This window comes from Streptomyces roseicoloratus (assembly GCF_004117935.1).
In the GTDB taxonomy this organism is placed as follows: domain Bacteria; phylum Actinomycetota; class Actinomycetes; order Streptomycetales; family Streptomycetaceae; genus Streptomyces; species Streptomyces roseicoloratus.
This window is the reverse complement of the sequence record NZ_SDOY01000088.1, coordinates 14,915-31,531: the sequence shown is the minus strand read 5'-3', so window position 1 is coordinate 31,531 and position 16,617 is coordinate 14,915. Positions and strand designations below refer to the sequence as shown.

General features: G+C 72.3%; 29 protein-coding genes. 28 read left to right on the top strand and 1 reads right to left on the bottom strand.

Annotated features, from left to right (window positions below):
• The first annotated feature begins 164 nt into the window (after positions 1-164).
• Positions 165-821 (top strand): hypothetical protein, encoded by a 657-nt coding sequence (locus tag ESG85_RS08150; RefSeq protein ID WP_128977374.1) that lies wholly within the window; start codon positions 165-167, stop codon positions 819-821.
• Between the two features lies 1 nt (position 822).
• Positions 823-1,041, top strand: a complete 219-nt coding sequence (locus ESG85_RS08145; protein ID WP_030220439.1) for a hypothetical protein — start codon at positions 823-825, stop codon at positions 1,039-1,041.
• A gap of 384 nt (positions 1,042-1,425) precedes the next feature.
• Here ESG85_RS08145 and ESG85_RS35295 read toward each other — a convergent pair whose 3' ends face one another.
• Positions 1,426-1,728, bottom strand: a complete 303-nt coding sequence (locus ESG85_RS35295) for a hypothetical protein (RefSeq protein WP_181018990.1) — start codon at positions 1,726-1,728, stop codon at positions 1,426-1,428.
• Positions 1,729-1,780: 52 nt separating this feature from the next.
• On the opposite strand from ESG85_RS35295, the gene ESG85_RS08135 reads away from it, so the two are divergent.
• The 26 genes from ESG85_RS08135 (at position 1,781) to ESG85_RS08025 (ending at position 16,410) form a co-directional block, all read left to right on the top strand.
• Positions 1,781-2,251 carry a hypothetical protein gene (locus tag ESG85_RS08135; protein WP_128977393.1) on the top strand — a complete coding sequence of 157 codons (471 nt, stop codon included), beginning with the start codon at positions 1,781-1,783 and terminating at the stop codon, positions 2,249-2,251.
• Positions 2,252-2,271: 20 nt separating this feature from the next.
• The gene (locus tag ESG85_RS08130; protein ID WP_128977373.1) at positions 2,272-2,664 is read left to right on the top strand and encodes a hypothetical protein; all 393 of its coding nucleotides are present in this window, start codon (positions 2,272-2,274) and stop codon (positions 2,662-2,664) included.
• 15 nt (positions 2,665-2,679) lie between these two features.
• Complete coding sequence (locus ESG85_RS08125) at positions 2,680-4,896, top strand: type IV secretory system conjugative DNA transfer family protein (protein ID WP_128977372.1); 2,217 nt, start codon at positions 2,680-2,682, stop codon at positions 4,894-4,896.
• A complete protein-coding gene (locus tag ESG85_RS08120) occupies positions 4,893-5,354 on the top strand; it encodes a DUF6197 family protein (protein WP_246094877.1) in 462 nt (153 codons plus the stop codon). Before ESG85_RS08125 ends, ESG85_RS08120 begins: the two co-directional genes overlap by 4 nt.
• 15 nt (positions 5,355-5,369) lie before the next feature.
• Positions 5,370-5,534 (top strand): hypothetical protein, encoded by a 165-nt coding sequence (locus tag ESG85_RS34900; protein WP_164986190.1) that lies wholly within the window; start codon positions 5,370-5,372, stop codon positions 5,532-5,534.
• 136 nt (positions 5,535-5,670) lie between these two features.
• Positions 5,671-6,006, top strand: coding sequence for a hypothetical protein (locus ESG85_RS08115; protein WP_128977370.1), 336 nt, complete (start codon positions 5,671-5,673; stop codon positions 6,004-6,006).
• A 42-nt stretch (positions 6,007-6,048) separates the two neighbouring features.
• Positions 6,049-6,489 carry a zinc finger domain-containing protein gene (locus ESG85_RS34895; RefSeq protein ID WP_164986189.1) on the top strand — a complete coding sequence of 147 codons (441 nt, stop codon included), beginning with the start codon at positions 6,049-6,051 and terminating at the stop codon, positions 6,487-6,489.
• 282 nt (positions 6,490-6,771) lie between these two features.
• Positions 6,772-7,203, top strand: a complete 432-nt coding sequence (locus tag ESG85_RS08110; RefSeq protein ID WP_128977369.1) for an RRQRL motif-containing zinc-binding protein — start codon at positions 6,772-6,774, stop codon at positions 7,201-7,203.
• A gap of 20 nt (positions 7,204-7,223) precedes the next feature.
• Positions 7,224-7,472 (top strand): hypothetical protein, encoded by a 249-nt coding sequence (locus ESG85_RS08105; RefSeq protein WP_128977368.1) that lies wholly within the window; start codon positions 7,224-7,226, stop codon positions 7,470-7,472.
• Positions 7,469-7,762, top strand: coding sequence for a hypothetical protein (locus tag ESG85_RS08100; protein ID WP_128977367.1), 294 nt, complete (start codon positions 7,469-7,471; stop codon positions 7,760-7,762). Before ESG85_RS08105 ends, ESG85_RS08100 begins: the two co-directional genes overlap by 4 nt.
• 109 nt (positions 7,763-7,871) lie before the next feature.
• Positions 7,872-8,381, top strand: a complete 510-nt coding sequence (locus ESG85_RS08095) for a hypothetical protein (protein ID WP_128977366.1) — start codon at positions 7,872-7,874, stop codon at positions 8,379-8,381.
• A complete protein-coding gene (locus ESG85_RS34890) occupies positions 8,378-8,728 on the top strand; it encodes a hypothetical protein (protein ID WP_181018989.1) in 351 nt (116 codons plus the stop codon). Before ESG85_RS08095 ends, ESG85_RS34890 begins: the two co-directional genes overlap by 4 nt.
• Complete coding sequence (locus tag ESG85_RS08090) at positions 8,725-9,705, top strand: ATP-binding protein (RefSeq protein WP_128977365.1); 981 nt, start codon at positions 8,725-8,727, stop codon at positions 9,703-9,705. The genes ESG85_RS34890 and ESG85_RS08090 overlap by 4 nt, the downstream gene beginning before the upstream one ends.
• Positions 9,702-9,896 carry a hypothetical protein gene (locus ESG85_RS08085; protein ID WP_128977364.1) on the top strand — a complete coding sequence of 65 codons (195 nt, stop codon included), beginning with the start codon at positions 9,702-9,704 and terminating at the stop codon, positions 9,894-9,896. The genes ESG85_RS08090 and ESG85_RS08085 overlap by 4 nt, the downstream gene beginning before the upstream one ends.
• Before the next feature lie 37 nt (positions 9,897-9,933).
• The gene (locus tag ESG85_RS08080) at positions 9,934-10,707 is read left to right on the top strand and encodes a hypothetical protein (protein WP_128977363.1); all 774 of its coding nucleotides are present in this window, start codon (positions 9,934-9,936) and stop codon (positions 10,705-10,707) included.
• Between the two features lie 123 nt (positions 10,708-10,830).
• Positions 10,831-11,661 (top strand): DUF4097 family beta strand repeat-containing protein, encoded by an 831-nt coding sequence (locus ESG85_RS08075; protein WP_128977362.1) that lies wholly within the window; start codon positions 10,831-10,833, stop codon positions 11,659-11,661.
• Positions 11,662-11,779: 118 nt separating this feature from the next.
• Positions 11,780-12,031: a hypothetical protein gene (locus ESG85_RS08070; RefSeq protein WP_128977361.1), complete on the top strand. Its 252-nt coding sequence runs from the start codon at positions 11,780-11,782 to the stop codon at positions 12,029-12,031.
• A gap of 165 nt (positions 12,032-12,196) precedes the next feature.
• Complete coding sequence (locus ESG85_RS08065; RefSeq protein WP_128977360.1) at positions 12,197-12,502, top strand: hypothetical protein; 306 nt, start codon at positions 12,197-12,199, stop codon at positions 12,500-12,502.
• A gap of 94 nt (positions 12,503-12,596) precedes the next feature.
• Positions 12,597-13,271, top strand: coding sequence for a GGDEF domain-containing protein (locus tag ESG85_RS08060; protein ID WP_128977359.1), 675 nt, complete (start codon positions 12,597-12,599; stop codon positions 13,269-13,271).
• The gene (locus ESG85_RS08055; protein ID WP_128977358.1) at positions 13,268-13,714 is read left to right on the top strand and encodes an ASCH domain-containing protein; all 447 of its coding nucleotides are present in this window, start codon (positions 13,268-13,270) and stop codon (positions 13,712-13,714) included. Before ESG85_RS08060 ends, ESG85_RS08055 begins: the two co-directional genes overlap by 4 nt.
• Complete coding sequence (locus tag ESG85_RS08050) at positions 13,711-13,968, top strand: hypothetical protein (protein ID WP_128977357.1); 258 nt, start codon at positions 13,711-13,713, stop codon at positions 13,966-13,968. The genes ESG85_RS08055 and ESG85_RS08050 overlap by 4 nt, the downstream gene beginning before the upstream one ends.
• A 25-nt stretch (positions 13,969-13,993) precedes the next feature.
• Complete coding sequence (locus ESG85_RS08045) at positions 13,994-14,194, top strand: hypothetical protein (protein ID WP_128977356.1); 201 nt, start codon at positions 13,994-13,996, stop codon at positions 14,192-14,194.
• Positions 14,194-14,673: a hypothetical protein gene (locus ESG85_RS08040; protein WP_128977355.1), complete on the top strand. Its 480-nt coding sequence runs from the start codon at positions 14,194-14,196 to the stop codon at positions 14,671-14,673. Before ESG85_RS08045 ends, ESG85_RS08040 begins: the two co-directional genes overlap by 1 nt.
• On the top strand, positions 14,673-14,855 hold the full coding sequence (locus ESG85_RS08035; RefSeq protein ID WP_128977354.1) for a hypothetical protein: 183 nt from the start codon (positions 14,673-14,675) through the stop codon (positions 14,853-14,855). The genes ESG85_RS08040 and ESG85_RS08035 overlap by 1 nt, the downstream gene beginning before the upstream one ends.
• Positions 14,856-14,944: 89 nt before the next feature.
• Positions 14,945-15,727, top strand: coding sequence for a RapZ C-terminal domain-containing protein (locus ESG85_RS08030; RefSeq protein WP_128977353.1), 783 nt, complete (start codon positions 14,945-14,947; stop codon positions 15,725-15,727).
• Positions 15,724-16,410 (top strand): hypothetical protein, encoded by a 687-nt coding sequence (locus ESG85_RS08025; protein ID WP_128977352.1) that lies wholly within the window; start codon positions 15,724-15,726, stop codon positions 16,408-16,410. The genes ESG85_RS08030 and ESG85_RS08025 overlap by 4 nt, the downstream gene beginning before the upstream one ends.
• Positions 16,411-16,617: the final 207 nt, after the last annotated feature.

Below are 16,617 nucleotides of genomic sequence, written 5' to 3'. Positions count from 1 at the left end.
CCGTCCGGCACACACCAGTGAGGGCCAGCCCATCGGAAGTGGGCTGGCCCTCGCTGCGACTGCCGGAAGCAGCCACCCCCAGTACAGCACGTTTCCCCTGATCAGACCCCGCTTCCGGCACGCCTGGGCGGGCTCGAACGACACCGAGAAGGAGTTCATCAGCCATGTCCGGCATCGACTGGGACAAGGAGTTCAGCCTCATGAACCCCCAGACCCCCCCGACCCCTCCGACGTCCCCCGCTTCTCCGGCCCCGGAGAAGCCGGAGAAGCCCGCGACCTCGCGTTTCTCCGCCGCTGTCGGCGGGATGCGCCGCAACTCGGCGGCGCTCGCCGTGTGCGGCACGATCGCCGTCGTCGCCGTGTGCGGAACGGTCATCGCCGTCACCAACGTGCAGGCCGACCAGGCCGCCCAGGAGCGTGCGCGCGCCCAGGAGGCCGCCGCAAACGCCCTGGTCGAAGCGGAGGCCGACAAGCAGCGGGCGCAGATCGAGGAGGCCGCGGCCAAGGCCGCGTACGAGCGGGAGATGACCGTCTACCGCGAGTGCATGAAGGACCGCGCGGCGGCCGTCGCCAAGGCGACCGGCTTCGAGATCTCCCGGATCCCCGAGTGCGCCGCCCCCACCTTCAACGGCACGGCCTCCAGGGCCCAGCAGCCCGCCGGCGCCAGCTCCGACAGCGGCATCACCTCCAGCCCCTGGCTGTGGGTGGCGCTCGTCGCGGGCGGCGGATTCATCGCCTACAAGAAACTCTCCACGCCCTCCGGTTCGGGCGCGGTAACCCCCATGAACGACAAGGGATTCACCTTCGAGAAGGGTGCATGAAATGACGCTCCAGTTCTTCGCTCTCGCCCTGTTCTGCTGGGCGCTCTTCTTCACCTTCAAGAAGACGAAGGGGAAGCAGATGGCGATCTGCATCATGCTGATCGTCTCCGGGATCTTCCTGCCCTACACGCCGTTCAGCGAGCAGATCCGCACCACGCTGGAGTCGGTGTTCAACACGGCGAACACGACCGTGAACAACATCGGCTCGTCGTCGCGCTGAGTGAGCGCCTGTGGTTACCGGTTACCGGTTACAGCCCCCCAGAGACCCCCGGTTCTGCCCGCCAGGCGACCCGAACCGGGGGCCCACGGGCCTGTAACCGGTAACCGGTAACCGACCTCAACCACACAGAGTCACAGAAGGGAGGGTCATGGAACTCCTCGTACTCCTCGCCATCAGCTACCTGTTCGGCGTGGAGAAAACGCACGGGAAATACGAAGAGGCGGGAATCAAAAAGCCCCCCGCTAAACCGAAATCGAAATGGGAGCCGTCCCGGACTCCGGACACATTCCGAAACACGCCGTACAACATCGCGGCGAAAACGCATTACGGCCTGCTGGCGGGCGCACATATGGCCGGTGGCCTGCGCGACGGATGGCGCTCGGCCTACCTCAAGAAGCCGACCGACAAGCCTTCCGTTTCCCCTTCCGCAGACCCCTCTGAGGCGAAGCCGTCGAAGGGGAAGCCGTCCTCGACGACGCCGAAGGGGACCTCGTCCTCGACGACGCCACCGTCCGCGCCCCCGCCGCCGACAACGCCCCCGCCCCCGACGACTCCTCCACCGCCGTCCGCGCCCCCGCCGCCGACGGCCCCGCCGCCCCCGACGACTCCGCCGACGGCTCCCCCGCCGCCGACGGAGCCACCGGTGACGGTGCCGCCGGGGTCCGCGGTCCCGCCCTCGGGCACCATCCCGCGGCCCCGCACCGTCAAGCTGCCCGACCACATCCGGAAGGACCCCTCTATGCAGCCCAACCCGCCCGTCCCGCACACCGCGACCGTCGACGACAAGGGCGTCCACGTCACGACCGCCGCAGGCAAGTCCCGCACCTACAGCGGCGGCGAGGTCATGACCCTCACCCAGGTCATCGACCTCGCCGACGGCTCGGCCACCCTGTGCCAGGCCAGCACCGACACCGCCCTGGAGCTCATGGACGAGGCCCTGGAGCTGGCCACGGACTGCGACACGCTCATCGCCGAGATCACCGCGAAGGGCGTCGGCGCGAACCTCATCGCCAAGTGCGAGGTGCTCAAGGAGCAGCTCGACCTCCAGGCCGCCGCCGCCAAGGACGTCCACGACAAGATCCAGGGCGGCGAGGAGGCGTGCCGCACCGCGTCCGCGAACGCCGAGGCCCGGCACGGCGGCATCTTCCGGGCCGTCGCCGACTCCCCCCTGACCAAGCCCGCCGAGCGCGACTTCTACAACGCCCGCTGAACAGACAGGAGACGCCCCGCATGAGCGCCACCGAGACCCTCAAGGACGCCGCGAACTACGCGGCGCTGCGCACCAAGCTGGCCTGGCTCACCCACAAGGTCCACGCCCACGCCCAGACCGTCACCAAGCTCGCCGCCGACGTCGACGACGCCGCCGAACAGATGCTGGACGCCTCCGAGACGATGAAGGCGCTGGCCGTCGACGACGCCACGACCTCCGAGTTCGCCGACGCCGCGCTGACCATGACCGGCGTCAAGGACGCGGCCGGCGCCTACACCTCCGCCGCCGACAGCGCCTCCGCGGCCGCCGACGACGCGAAGACCACCACCGAGAACGACCACGGCGGCATCGCCGACGCGGTCGACTCCTCCCCCGTCGAGATGGCCGAAGCCGGCTTCTACGCCCAGAGTTAAGGAGACCGAAGGATCATGGGGCCGACCCGAGCTCAGTTCGTTCAGTACGCGCCCGCCGCTCTCGCGGTGGTGCCACTCGTCGCCGGCCCCTGGTCCGCCCTCGCCGCTGCGGCGGCCGGAGCCGGAGCGTGGGCCGTCGGCGCCTCCGCCCCGGTTCTGCGGTCCCTGATCGCGTGCGGGCTCACCACCACCGGCTGCGGCATCGCCGCCAGCGAGGTCCTCGCCGCGGGCGGGAACCCGCTGATCGCCCTCGGGCTCGCCGTCCCGGCCGGGGCGGCCGCCCTGGCCCACCACCGCAACCTCACCGGCCACACCCCCGCAGCCGCCCTCACGCCCGCCACCACTACCCAGGGCGCGGCCACAGGGAAGGGGCTCAGCTCGCAGGAACAGATGATCGCCGCCTTCTGGGCGGAGTTCATCTCCGGCCCCACCCAGACCGAGGGCCGCAAGCTCATCCAGCCCGGCGCCAACCTGGAGCAGCTCGTCCTCCGGGTCGACAGCCAGGTGTCGTTCACCGGGATCATCACCCTGCCCCCCGGGCAGCAGGTGAAGGTCCGGGAAGTCGACATCGCCTCCGTCTACCATGTCCCCGTCTCCCAGGTGGAGCTGGGCGACCCGAAGCACTTCGCGCCCAACGCGCTGCCGGTCACCGTGCAGCTGACGGCGCCGGCGGCGCAGCCGCAGATCACGGCCGGTACTCCCACGACGCCCGAGGAGCTGTGGGCGGCGTACGTGGCCGTGCCGGAAGGCGCGATGCCCGGCACGACCCTGACCGTCACCCGCTACGACGGGCCGAAGGACTGGGAGGGCATCGCGACCCGCGACCGCCGGGCGATCGGGACCGTCAACCTCCAGGACCTCGCGGGCAACTTGGACCTGGAGACGATCCAGATCGCCCTGTCCCCCGGTGACAAGCCCAGCCAGATGGGGATCCGGGTGATGAAGGAGCACGCGCTGATGCACGGCACGATGCTCTCCTCGGTCCTGGACGAGTTGTCGATGGACTCGCGCGGTTACGTGCGGGCCGGTACCTACGTCGACAGCCGCCCCGCGCTCCTGCCGCTCGCGCAGCCCGGGTCCGGTGCCCGCCACCTCTACCTCGTGGGCGGATCGAGGTCGGGCAAGTCCGGGCTGCTGGAGCAGATCCTGCTCTCCGCGCACCTCTCCGGCATCGCGGTGATCCTCGCCTCCCCGCAGGCCGGGACCATCGCCGGCGCCTCCCTCGCGGCCTACCTCGGGGACGGCCTGGACGAGGCGATGGGCGCGCTTCGCCTGGCCTACGCGATGATGCTCGACCGCGAAGCCCGCTACCGCAGCCCGGCGTTCCCGTTCACCGACCCGCTGGTCCTGGTCGTCATCGACGAAGCGCACATGCTGCTGTCGGCCTCCTCCCCGTACCACCTGGAGGCCAAGGCGATCGTGGAGCAGCTGACCCGCCGCTCCCTCAAGCGGGGCATCGGCGTCGTCCTGGCCACCCAGACCCCGCTCGCCGAAGACCTCGGCAACAGCACGGTCATCCGCTCCCAGCTCCTCATCGGCGGTGGCGCGGTGTTCCTGCGCTGCGCCAGGGGCCAGGGCAACCTGGTCGGGGCGAACGCGGTGGAGGGCGCGGAGGGCATCGACCTGTCGATGATTCCCTCGCAGTGGCCCGGCCAGTACGCCAAGGTCGCCGACCGCGACATGTCCGGCCTGGCCACCGAGGTTGCCGCCGCTCCCGAGGACGGCACCTTCGGCCTGGGCTACTTGCTCACGCCCGGTTCGCAGGCCGTGCAGTTCCGTTCCCTGCACCTGGACGTGCCGCCCGTCTCCCTCGCCGGAGGCGAGCCGCCGGTCGGGATCGAGGACTGCGACGCCTGGCGCGAGCGCGACGCGGTCGCCCAGACGGCGATGGTCGACAAGCGCGGCAAGAACCTGATCGGCAGCCTCGCCGACCTCCTCGCCGCCGCCGAGGGCGCCCCCTCCACCCAGGAGGCGGCCCACCACAACCCCGCCGGTCTCCACGCCGTCCCCGGGCCCGCCCGGCCGGGTGGAGCCCCGGCGGCGCCCGAAGGACAGGAGCTGATCAAGCCGCGCATCCTCGAGCTCCTCCAGGAGCACTCCATCCCCATGACCGCCGAAACCATCGCCCGCAAGCTCGAGACCTCCGCGAAGAACGTCAAGCCGCGGCTGTCGGAGCTGAAGAAGCGGGGCGAGGTCACCAACGAGAACGGACTGTGGAAGGCAGCAGGATGAACACCCGAACCCAGAACGGATTCACCCCCGTCGACCAGGACCTGTACGCGAAGGCGTTCCAGCTCCTCGACCCCGACCCCATCCCGGAACCCGCCGCCCCCGCCGCCCTCGCGGCACCCGCGCAGGTTCCCCTCACCACCGCCCCTCCGGTACGCCTGACCGGCCCGGTGGAGAAGACCCTCACCGACGCCCTCAACTTCCTCGACACCCACGGCTGGGCCAGGTACTCCCTCGTCCACCCCGAGGGCGCCCGCTGCTCCATCGGCGCCCTGCGCGCCGCGGCCGGCGCCCGCAACGCCGCCTACCGCGACGCCGGGAACCTCCTGCTGGACGAGGCCCGCCGCCAGCACGGAAAGAAGTGGGAGACGATCCCCTCCTGGAACGACTCCCACAGCGGAGCGCAGGTGCGTAGCGTGTGGGAGGCCGCCATCCGGCGTGCCCACCACATGAACATCTGACCGGCTGGAGCTGCCTTGTCGTTCTCGTTCACCAACCCCGAACCGGACCGTGACAACCGGTCGTTCTCGTTCACCGGCTCGGACCCGGCCGACATCGACAGGCAGCTCCAGACGATCGCCGACATGGCCACCGAGATCCTGCGCCGTGTCGAAGACGTCCGCAGGCAGATCAACACCTGACCACCAGCCTCCGCCCAGACGCGGAGGAACACCACAACCGCACAGCTCGGCCTCGCGCCCCGCCCGGAACCCCTTCCGGGCGGGGCGTCGCCGTTCCCTGCCCGAACCACCCTCACCCCGCAGGAGCCCGACCGCCGTGCACCGATACCGCTACCGCTGCACCATCTGCCGCACCACCAGCCCCGTCGTCCTTGACCCCGACGACCTGGAGGCCGAAGGCACCGCCCACCGCCAGGGAGTCCACGGCGGACACATCCCCGACGACGAGATCGCCGGCCAGATAGACCGCCTCGGCCGCTGGTACGCCGCCCTGTCCCCGCTGGCCGCGCTCCACGCCCGCATCGCCGACGGCCTCAGCGACCTGCGCGACGAGAAGACGATGGGCCACTACTGGTGGGCCAGCGCCGGCGCCGCCCTCCTGATCGGCGGGACGGCCGCCCTCACCCTCCTCCTCGTCGCCGCCGCTCTCTGACCCCGGCCCCGACCACCCCCTTCACCCGCGAAAGGAACCGCCTTGACCTCCCCTCAGATCCAGCACTGCCAGCACAGCCACCAGCCCGGCCGAATCGAAGCCCCCGCGATCACCGAGATGGTCGCGGCCATGGCGCACCTGAAGGACGCGCTCGCCGCCGACCCCCGCGACACCGCCGCCTTCTACACCGACATCCAGCACCTCGTCCCCGAGTGGATCCGCGGCAACGCCGACCGCATCCGCGAGCTCCTGGACCAGCTCATCGCCCAGTACCCCGACGAGAACACGCCCCAGGCCGACGCCCCCGGAGCGCAGGACCTCACCCCGGACCAGGCGCCCGCGCTGACCAACCCCGCGCTCGCCGTCGCCTGCCCGGCCTGCGACTCCCAGCCCGACGCCCTGTGCACCTCCCACAGCGGCACCCGGCCCCGCCGCCACGACGTCCACCGCGCCCGCACCGCCGCCCTCGCGGCCACCCGCTGATCCGGTCACCCCGTCCGGCCACCGGCACCACCGCCCCCACCCCCGGGGGCGGCTGGTCCCGGTGACCGGGCAGGCCGCCCGGCCACCGCCCCCCATTCCTCACGCCCCGTCGACGGACCGCCCGCCGACGGGGCGCAGCACTGCCCGCCATCAACCCCTTGTTGGAGGACACCTCGTGCTCACTCCCCGTCCGCGCCGCCGGATCGGGCGCCCGCGCCCGCAGCGCCCCGGCCCTCGCTACCCCCGCCGCCCCGCCCGGCTCCCCGGCACCTGGAGCAGGTGATGGCCGACCAGGACCAGGACCTGGTCGACGTCGACCCGCACGACCCCGGCGACGGCTCGCTACCGGTCTTCCGGTGGAAGCAGGCCGGGCGTACGAACCTCGCCACCCGCCGCCAGCTGCGGGAGATGGGGCTGCGCCCCGGAGGAGCCGAGCCGGTCGCCCGGATCGAATGCCGCGGCGGGAAGCGGTGGGCGTGGCTGTACCGGATCGACCTGGCGAAGCCGAAGTTCCCGATGACGCTCGCGAAGGAGGCCGCGCTCGACAAGGCGATGGCTGCTCGTCAGACATGTCCCGGGCCCTGTGGCCGGCGCTATTTCCACTGCCTTCCCTTGCAGACCTTGGGGTCGTGCCTGGAGTGCTTCGACGGCACGCCCGCCGACCCCACCTCCTACATCGCTCCCCCGGCACCGGATCACCGGCTCGCCGCCTGAACCGAGAGGATCACCAGCCCATGAGCACCGCCGTTCGCGCCTCCGCCTTCACCGAGCCCACCCGACCCAGGGGCCTGCTCATCCGGTTCGTCACCACCGGCGGCTCGTACGTCGACGTCACCGGCTCCGGCGAGAACGCCCACGACAACCGCTGGAGCTGCCTCGGCTGCGGCGACTCCTCCCGCAGCCCGGAAGTCAGCTACCTGTTCCGCATCCGGCCGGACGCCAACGACCACGCCACCGCCTGCCGCGCGATCCCGCTGACGTGACCGGCCGCCGCCTGCGGGCCGCCCTGGCGCTCGCCGCGCTCCCGGCCGCCGCAGCCGGGGCTGTCGCCGTCGCGCTCAAGGCCGGGCACCGGCGGCTGTACGCCGACCGGCACCGCATCGAGCTGACGCCCCAGCCCCGCCGCTCCTGCCCCGACTGCCAGGGCGACGGCGGCTGGTGGGTCGACGGCGCGAACCCGGAGATGGAGGCGTGCGGCTGCTGGACGAACCGGCCCACCTGGCGCATCCGGCTCCTGCCCGTCCCGGCCTGGCCGGACGAGCCCCCGTTCTGAACGACCCGACCCCGGCCGGTGCGGCCGGGGTCGGACCTCGGGCGGCCGCGCATCGGCAAAGGGCCGGCCACCCGCTCCTTCACCCTTCGAGATCAGGAGAAACCCCAGCATGACGCATCGCTCCGCCCTCTTCGCCGCCGTCCTCGGCCTCGGTCGCGCCGGGTCCAACATCGGTGACCACTGGATCCAGAACGACTACTGCGCCCGGGTCAAGGGCGCCACCGACGACAAGCCCGTGTACCTCACCACCGACGACCCGGACGACGAGCCGACCGTCCACGGCACCACGGACGGCATCAAGGCGTGCGCCTGGCACTGCCTGACCTACACCGCCACCCAGGCCCTCGCGGTCGGGGCTGGCGCCCGCGTCCTGGGCATCCGGCTGCACCCCGGCGCCGCCGCGGCCGCGCTCGCCCTGTCGTTCGTCACGCACTACGCCGCGGACCGCCGAGTGCCGGACGGGCTGTTGGAGACGCTCGCCACGAAGACCGGCAAGGGCAACTTCTGGCGTCTGGCCGATCACGGCATCAACGGCGCGTACTGCCTGGACAACGCCTGGCACCACGGCTGGGAGACGACCGCCGCGCTGGTCGCCACCATCGGGGCGACCACCCGGTGACCGGGCGCCCCCGCGTTCGCCTGGACCGGGTGCGCGCCTCGCTCGGCATCGCCCAGCTCGCCCTCCAGCAGATCGAGGACGACCTGACCGCCGACGACATCGACGCCCCCGAGCTCGCCACGATCCTGCGCGAGCTCCAGGAGGACATCGACGTCCCCGGCGGCCTCTTCCCCACGCTCGCCCAGCTCGTCAGCACCGCCGCCCGCCGGGCGGAGCAGTTCGAGCCCTACCGCGACGGCGTCGCCTCCCGCTCCCTGCACGAGGCCGCCGCCCTGATCACCGACAACGCCGGGCAGCGCATGACCTGGGCCGCCCGCGCCCTTGAACCGCAAGGAGACGACACGTGAGCCAGACCCAGCCGCCGCTTCCCGAGAACGCGCTCGTCGTGCTGATCGGCGCCAGCGGCGCCGGCAAGTCGACCCTGGCCCGCACCTGGCCGGCCTCCCAGGTCCTCTCCCTCGACGCTCTGAGGGGCACGGTCAGCGACGACCCGGGCGATCAGGCCGCCACCGCCGACGCCGCCGACGTCCTCAAGCTCATCCTGGAACGCCGGATGGCCCGCCGCCTGAACACCGTCGTCGACAGCACCAACGTCGAAGAAGCCATCAGGGCCGAACTGGTGATGACGGCGAAGAAGTACGGCGTGCCGACGGTCGCGGTCGTCGTCTCCACGCCGCTGCCGCTGTGCCTCCAGCGACAGCAACCGCGCCCGGCCAACCGGCGCGTGCCCGACGACGTCGTCCGGCGCCAGCACGCGGCGATGACCTCCTCCCACCAGAACCTCGCCCGGGAGGGCTTCACCCAGGTCCTCTTCGCCCACGACCTGAACCGGCTGGAGCCGTACCTGCGGCACCTGAGCGAGGCCCGCCGGTCCGACCTCGGCCTCGACGGCGGCGACGGCCTGGGCCACCTGCTCCTCGTACGCCGCTTCTTCGGCGAGGAGATCCTGCCGATGTGGCGGTGGAACGACGACTCCGACATCGCCGGCGGCGACCGCGTCGGCGAGATCCGCCTCGGCCAGCAGCACCTCACCCTCGCCCTGCGCCTGGACGTCGACGGCGAGGGCGACATCGGGTTCGACATCGCCGTGCCGTGCCCGTTCGACCCCGAGTGCAGCGCCACCGCCTGGACGCCGGCCTACAGCGTCACCTGCCTGCACCGCGCGCTCACCGGCGACCTGGACCACCGCGACGACATCGTCTGCGACGTCCACGGCTACGACGACGTCGACCAGGAGGCCGACGACCACGCGGCGGGCATGGACGACGACGCCGAGGGTCGCGCGGACCTGGAAGAGCAGTACGCCGCGGCGGTCCGCGAGTGAGCCGCGCCGCCGAGGGTCCGCACCCGCACCCGCTCACCCCGGCCGACCTTCCGGCCGGGGACGAGTGGTGGCAAGGGTGCCCGGACTGCCACCTCCCGATCCAGGGCGGAAGCGCCGGCCTCACCGCGCACCGCCGCACCGTCCACACCAGCGCGGGCGACCCGCGCCGCCAGATCAACATCCAGTTATGAGCGGCCCGGCCGCTCTCACCCCTTCACGGAGGCCCGCATGGCCCGCAAGCCCGTCACCTGGTACATCGCCACCCCCGCCGACGGCATCATCGAGATGTCCCGCGAGGCCGGAACGCCGGTGAACCTCTCCGCCAACGTCGGCAAGGTCATCGACCACCCCAACCCCTGCCGCAACAAGTGGTACGACGAGAGCCGCTTCTCCTACTTCCGCATGGTCAAGCGCGTCGGCGAGGCGCTGGAGGACACCGGCATCTGGCCCGTCACCTGGCCCGTCCGGCTGTGGATCGTGGAGCCTCTGGGCGAGACCGGCAACTGGAGCCAGCGCTACTACCCCTACCGGCTGCTCTCCCACCAGATCCGCGTCCTCGAGGAGACCGACGCTCACCCCGCGCTCGGGCCCTGCGGCCGCGACGTCCTGAACGTCATCCAGCAGGAGATCCCCGAGCGGGCCGCGCGCTGGGCGGCGGACTGGGACGCCGACCCCGAGGTCATGCGTGACCGGAAGTGGAACTGGGAGCAGTGCGGCGGCCCCACCTGCGGCAGCGGCCGGTGGGCGGACTCCGTCGCCATGTCGACCTCGCACGCACGCCGCGAGTCGGCCGCCCAGACCTGGATCGAGCACCTCGCAAAGAACACCGTCGACCAGGCCCTCGCCGATACCGACGCCAGCATGATGGCCCGCTGCTACGCCTACAGCCGCGCCACCGGCCACGCGGTCGCCGCCCAGCACCAGAACCGCTTCGAGCCGTACGTCCTGGACGCGCTGCGCGGTGTCGGCCTCGACTCGCCCGCCCCGGCTGTGGCCGCCTGACCCGCACGAACACAAAAAGGCATCCTTGAAAGATGCCAAACACTAGAAATGCATCCTTCGAGGATGCATTATTGATGTGCGGGGGCCACCCGGCCCCCGCACTCTCCGACCAAGGAGCACGCTTTGAGCAGCGAGAAGATCCACGTCATGGGCGCCGCTGGTGCCATCGAGCTGGACCTGTCGGTCTCCAACGGCGCGGTCAACGTCACCGTCGACCCCAAGGCCGTCTACGGCCGGGTCCGCGTGCACACCGCCGCCACCGAGGGCACCCTCGCCGACGCCGTCACCGAGGCCACGTTCACCGAGCGCGGCAACAAGCTCACCGTCTCCGTCCCGGACGACACCGCCAGCGGGATCGGCGGCAGCTACTCGGTGATGCAGGTCGGCGGGAACGTCGTCAGCTTCAACGGCGGCGTCATCAACACCGGCACCATGACCGGCATGACCATCAGCAACGGCGACATCTGGGTCGGCGGCCGCCAGGTCGTGGCCGGCGGCCGGGTCGTCGCCGAGCAGGGCACCGTCGTCAGCGGCGCGACCGGCATGATCACCGTCGACGTCGTCCTCCCGGCCGGGTCCTCGCTGGCCGTGAACACGAAGAACGCCGAGACGACCGTGCGCGGCGACCTGGAGGCCATCCGCTTCGACGCCCGCAACGGCTCGCTGCAGGCGGGCGGCGTGAAGGTCCTGGAGGCCGAGACCCACAACGGTTCCGTGCTGGTCGACCGCGTCGAGACGGAGCTGGAGGCGAGCACCCACAACGGCTCCATCACCATCGGCGCCTACAACGGCCACCGCGGCTCCGCCCGTACCCACAACGGCGACGTGACGATCAGCGCCACCCCGGCCTCCTCCGGCCGTCTCGCCGCCCGCACCCACAACGGCAACATCCGGGTGCGCGGCGCCGGTCACCTGGACCTGAAGACGTCCACCCACAACGGCCGCGTCTGGTGACGCCCCGGGGCGGCCGCCTACCGGCTACCAACCTCGCCGGCCGCCCCGGGCCTCCCAACCCGCTCCACGAAGGAGCAGGGGGCAGACACATCGTCCCTCAACTCCCCGGGAGCCCGACATGACCCCCCGCCCCGACGACCAGGCCCGCGCCGAACTGCGCGCCCTGGTCGCGAAGGCCAGCCAGCGCCGCGAGTCCGAGCGCGAGCGCGTCGAGACCGAGTTCTGGCAGGAGATCGACCGCCTGCGAAAGAGCTACCACGGCGCGCAGCAGGACGTCGCCGACGCCCTGGGCGTCAAGCGCAACCAGGTCCTGCGGCAGACCAAGCGCTACGGGTCCGCCGACCAGGACCCCGCCGCTGACAACGGCTGAACCACCGCTGTTCCGGCCCGGCCTCCCCGAGCCGGGCCGGAACGGCCCTCGCTCCCGCTTCCCTCGCCGTCGCGACCGCGACGGGCTTCCACGCCGCCCCGGCCACCAAGGCCGGGACGGCGCGGTGGCCCCTCACGCACCAGGCACGGAAGGAGATGGGTCGTCATGCCGAACCGCGAGTTCTACGAGGTCGACGTCCCGATACACGACACCGCTAACCCGGCCCTGCGGGGGCTGCACGTCTTCACCGGCGAGGCGGACTCCCCCACCACGGCCCTGCGCCGCGCCCACGAGGTCTACGACGCCGCGCTCGCCGCGCAGCAGGCCGGCCTCGAGGTCCCCGGCAGGCAGCCGGACAGCTGGGGAGCGGCCGGGCTGCGGCCCGGCTGGGAGATGGAGTGGACGGCCGCGAAGGCCGGCCCCTGGAAGAGCCCCTACAGCTGGACCACCCGCAGCGACTTCGCGCTGTAGCTCCGCCCCGGGACAGGCGCACATCGGCGTCCAAACCAGTTCGCCTGCCCCGGGCCTTCCCATCCCGTACGAGACGAGAGGGAGAGATCCCAGTATGGACTCCGTCCTGCACACCCGGGGCCGGTTCGGCCCGCGAACCCTCCTGATCACCACCGCCGCCCTGCCGCTGACCGGCTGGGCGATCCACGCCGTCGCGCTCCACAAGCAGCTCGCCGCCACCCGCCGCGACCCGCTGACCGGCCTGCTGCGCCGCGACACCTACACCGCCCGCGCCCGCCGCCTCCTGGCCCGCCACGACGAGGTGGCTGTGGTCATGGTCGACGCCGACAGGTTCAAGGAGATCAACGACCGGCTCGGACACGCGGCGGGCGACACCGTCCTCGCCGCGTTCGGCGCCCGCCTCACCGCCTGGGCGGGCCCGCGCGCGTCCGTCGGCAGGCTCGGAGGTGACGAGTTCGCCGTCGTCCTCCAGCTGCCTGCCGACCGCCGCGCTCTCCGCCTGGAGCAGCTGGTCCGGATGCTCCACACCCCGGTCGTCCTGGACGACGGCCGCACCGTCGACGTCGCCGCCTCGGTCGGCGCCGCCACCCCGGACGTGACCGGCTCCCGCGACCTGTCCGCGCTGCAGCGGGCCGCCGACGCCGCCCTGTACGACGGCAAGCACTCGGGTCGCGCGGTCCTGGCGAACACGGCGCACGCCGCCGTGCCGTCCGTCAACGGGCGCCGCGCGGGCAGGCCGGGCACGGCCGCGTGGGGGCGAGCGGCATGAGCACCACGAACCTTCCGCCGACGGGCGACTGGATCCGCGGCATCAGCGTCAAGCAGCCGTACGCCGCCGCCATCCTCGCCGGGGCCAAGACGATCGAGAACCGGCCCCGGGCGTGGTCGTGGCGAGGCTGGCTGCTTCTGCACACGAGCCAGCAGATCGACCGCCCAGCCCTGCGCGTGCCGCTGATCGCCCGCACGGTCCGCGGCCGCGACCTGACCACCGGCGCGGTGATCGGCGTCGCCCGGCTGACCGGCTGCCACCAGGACCCGCACGGCTCCCCGCCCTGCACCGAGTTCGCGCAGCCCGGGGCATGGCACCTGGAACTCCGCGACGTCCAGGCCCTCGCCCTGCCCATCCCGGCGCGCGGGCAGCTCGGCCCCTGGCGGCCCACCGAGGACCTCGTCGCCCAGGTCGTCCAGCAGCTCCCGCACCTGCGGCCGTGACCACCCGGCGCCGCCACCCGCGCCCGGTGCCCGCACAGCCCACGGCGCCGGTTCAGCTCCTGAACTGGCGCCACTCCTCGCACTTCGGGCCGCCCGCCCCGTGCGTGCTGTGCGGCACCACCACCCCGCTGAGGTCCCACACCAAAGAGCCCGCCCACAAGGTCTGCGCGGAGCTCTGGAATTCGCGGCACCCCGGCGAGACGCGGTTCGTCTCCGACCCGCCCAAAGGCGGCCAGACGAACGACCACGCCTGAACCCTCCCTCCACCTGGAGGCACCCATGAGCAGCAACCGCGACGTCGACAACGCCCTCGCCTACCCCGAGCCGCCGGCCTCCCCGCTCTGGCACCACCACGGCGCGAAGGCCCGCCCGCTCACCGACGCACAGCGCCAGCGCAACCGCGAGCTCCTGGTCCTCGCCCAGCACCGCCCCCGACCCCGCTGCCCTCGCACCACCGAGACCCTGGCGGAGGCCAGCTGATGAACGCCAAGCACTGCGCCGTCGACGGCTGGGTCGACGCGATACCCGCCCCCGGCCCGCGCGACACCGCCACCTTCGACCTGATCGTCCCCACCGACCTCGACGCCGTCGAAGAAGACATCCACGACACGGTCGTCACCTGCACCAGCGGCGACCCGAGGATCGTCCACGAGCTGCTGAACCGGATCCAGCCCGGCGACCTGCTGCGCGCGACCGGCACCCTAGTCCAGCCGCCGGCGCCCGGCGAGCCCGCCCTGCTCGTCGTCGACGCCCTGGAGGTCCTGGACACCGCACCGATCCCGGTCCTGCGGGACATGGTCCTCGACCGGTACGGCGACTACTGCGTCATCTTCGACGCCGACCGCGACCAGGTCCCCGTCTTCACCGCGTACGGGGCGTGGGTCGGCCTGGCGGACAACCCCGACGCCATCACCACCCTCATCGACCTCCACGAGCGCGTGAACGGCGGCGACGCCTGATGGCCACCACCAGCACGCAGGCCCGCACTGTCCTGGAGCGGTTCCCCGCTGGAGGCCCCCGCGGCTCCTGGCCGGCCGAAGAGTACGCCGCCGCCCAGCGCGCCGAGGGCACCAACGCTCAGGTCGTGATGGACCTCGGCAGCGACCAGTTCCTCGTCATCACCGACACCACCACCCAGTAGCCCGTCCGACCAAGCTGGTGTGCTGCCCCGCCCCTCCCGGCCGGGGCGGCATACCAGCGTCCTCACCCGACTCCGAGCCTGGAGGCTCCATGCAGCCCGACGTGTTCATCGACTCCTTCGGCGCCCGCTGGCAGGACGCTCCCCCGCCCCGCTACCGCGCCGCCGTCCTCGGCATCAACCTGACCAACGCCCTGCTGAACCCGCCGGACGACCCGTCCCTCGCCGACATCGTCGCCCAGCAGACCGGACGGGACGCCGGCGTACGCGACTACGTCCTGAACACCCCCGGCGCGGCCCGCATCATCACCGACGCCGTCCACGAACTGACCGCGCTGCGCACCGCCGCCAACGACCGCCCGGTCCAGCTCCTGGTGAACTGCTGGTACGGACGCCACCGCGCACCCGCAATTGCCGACGCCATCGGTCGCCAGATGCAGGAAGCCGGCGCCCGCGTCCAGGTCACCCACCACCACATCGACCGACCGCCGGTCCCTCGCAAGCACCCGCGGCCCGACTGCCCGTTCTGCCGGATCGTCCACGACGGCGCCCCGGCGCAGATCGTCCGCGAGTGGGTCGACGCCCTCGCGATCGTGCCCCGCAGTGGCGGCTGCACCGACGGCCACCTCCTGGTCCTGCCCCGCGGCCACGTCGCCGACTTCACGACCGACCCGGTCGTCTCCGCCACCGTGCAACTGCGCGCCGCCGAACTCGCCCAGGAGCTGGGCGGCCAGTGGAACTACCTCACCTCCTGCGGACCGGACGCGACCCAGACCGTCTTCCACCTGCACGGCCACCTCGTGCCCCGCACTGCCGGCGACGGCCTCGCCCTGCCCTGGACCCGACCTACCCGCGAACAGGAGCCCACCCGATGAAGCGACTCTTCCGCCGCTGCGGCCACGCCCCCGGCGCCATCTCCCTCGAGGACCAGGCCGTCGTCGACCAGTTCCGTGCGATGCTCACCGCCATGCGCGACCCGCAGCCCTGGACGCCCGGCTGCGGCCAGGACGTCGCCGTGCGCATCGGCCCGTTCGTGGAGCGCGCGCACCCCAGGCCCGGCGACGACCACGGCCCCGACCTGATCGCCGTCGCCCTGGTCCACCCCGACACCCCGCACGCCGCGGCCTACCTCCACGGCCGCCAGCTCGGCTACACGGACCGCAGCTGGCTGTGCTGCGAGACGACCACGATCCTCGGCCTCTGGCAGCCGGGCTACGCGCCGCTCACTCACGCCGCCGCGAACCTGCCCCTGCCCGACGACGTCGGCATGGAACCCGCGCACTACGCCCTCTACATGGAGGCCCGCAAGCGCGACGACAGCCTCGACGGCTTCACCCTGCTGCGCCTTGGTCCGTACACCCAGACCCGGCACGCCCAGCAGGACTACGACCGGCTCACCGCCGCGCTGGACGGACGCGAGACCACCCTCGTGCCCGGCCACCGCGTCTCCGCGCGGTACGCACCGTTCGACGTCAGCGACCACCAGAAGTTCGCCGACCCGTACGAGGCCGACGCCGTGGCGCTCCTGGACGCCGCCGTCGCGGGAGTGAGCGTCTGACCACCTGATGCGAGCCCCTGTAGGCCCGTGCCCCGCCACGATCTGGCGGGGCGCGGGCCTTTTTTCGTTTCAGGCTCGATGCGTCTACGGCGGTCGCGCTCGGACCAGTTGGCGGTGGCCGCGCTGCCGGGCAGCACTTTGTGACGTGGTGCGGGTCACTGTGCTCGGGGAGACGTGGCAGCATCTTGCGGAACGTAGCCACTGCAT

Excerpts from the sequence above, each read along its gene's own strand:
- ESG85_RS08125 (WP_128977372.1), top strand. The coding sequence starts at position 2,680 with ATGGGGCCGACCCGAGCTCAGTTCGTTCAGTACGCGCCCGCCGCTCTC.
- ESG85_RS08060 (WP_128977359.1), top strand. The coding sequence starts at position 12,597 with ATGGACTCCGTCCTGCACACCCGGGGCCGGTTCGGCCCGCGAACCCTC.
- ESG85_RS08045 (WP_128977356.1), top strand. The coding sequence starts at position 13,994 with ATGAGCAGCAACCGCGACGTCGACAACGCCCTCGCCTACCCCGAGCCG.
- ESG85_RS08040 (WP_128977355.1), top strand. The coding sequence starts at position 14,194 with ATGAACGCCAAGCACTGCGCCGTCGACGGCTGGGTCGACGCGATACCC.
- ESG85_RS08120 (WP_246094877.1), top strand. The coding sequence starts at position 4,893 with ATGAACACCCGAACCCAGAACGGATTCACCCCCGTCGACCAGGACCTG.
- ESG85_RS08025 (WP_128977352.1), top strand. The coding sequence starts at position 15,724 with ATGAAGCGACTCTTCCGCCGCTGCGGCCACGCCCCCGGCGCCATCTCC.
- ESG85_RS08095 (WP_128977366.1), top strand. The coding sequence starts at position 7,872 with ATGACGCATCGCTCCGCCCTCTTCGCCGCCGTCCTCGGCCTCGGTCGC.
- ESG85_RS08065 (WP_128977360.1), top strand. The coding sequence starts at position 12,197 with ATGCCGAACCGCGAGTTCTACGAGGTCGACGTCCCGATACACGACACC.
- ESG85_RS35295 (WP_181018990.1), bottom strand. The coding sequence starts at position 1,728 with ATGGTGCCCGAGGGCGGGACCGCGGACCCCGGCGGCACCGTCACCGGT.
- ESG85_RS08030 (WP_128977353.1), top strand. The coding sequence starts at position 14,945 with ATGCAGCCCGACGTGTTCATCGACTCCTTCGGCGCCCGCTGGCAGGAC.
- ESG85_RS08150 (WP_128977374.1), top strand. The coding sequence starts at position 165 with ATGTCCGGCATCGACTGGGACAAGGAGTTCAGCCTCATGAACCCCCAG.
- ESG85_RS08105 (WP_128977368.1), top strand. The coding sequence starts at position 7,224 with ATGAGCACCGCCGTTCGCGCCTCCGCCTTCACCGAGCCCACCCGACCC.
- ESG85_RS08145 (WP_030220439.1), top strand. The coding sequence starts at position 823 with ATGACGCTCCAGTTCTTCGCTCTCGCCCTGTTCTGCTGGGCGCTCTTC.
- ESG85_RS08080 (WP_128977363.1), top strand. The coding sequence starts at position 9,934 with ATGGCCCGCAAGCCCGTCACCTGGTACATCGCCACCCCCGCCGACGGC.
- ESG85_RS08135 (WP_128977393.1), top strand. The coding sequence starts at position 1,781 with ATGCAGCCCAACCCGCCCGTCCCGCACACCGCGACCGTCGACGACAAG.
- ESG85_RS08055 (WP_128977358.1), top strand. The coding sequence starts at position 13,268 with ATGAGCACCACGAACCTTCCGCCGACGGGCGACTGGATCCGCGGCATC.
- ESG85_RS08110 (WP_128977369.1), top strand. The coding sequence starts at position 6,772 with ATGGCCGACCAGGACCAGGACCTGGTCGACGTCGACCCGCACGACCCC.
- ESG85_RS08035 (WP_128977354.1), top strand. The coding sequence starts at position 14,673 with ATGGCCACCACCAGCACGCAGGCCCGCACTGTCCTGGAGCGGTTCCCC.
- ESG85_RS08070 (WP_128977361.1), top strand. The coding sequence starts at position 11,780 with ATGACCCCCCGCCCCGACGACCAGGCCCGCGCCGAACTGCGCGCCCTG.
- ESG85_RS08130 (WP_128977373.1), top strand. The coding sequence starts at position 2,272 with ATGAGCGCCACCGAGACCCTCAAGGACGCCGCGAACTACGCGGCGCTG.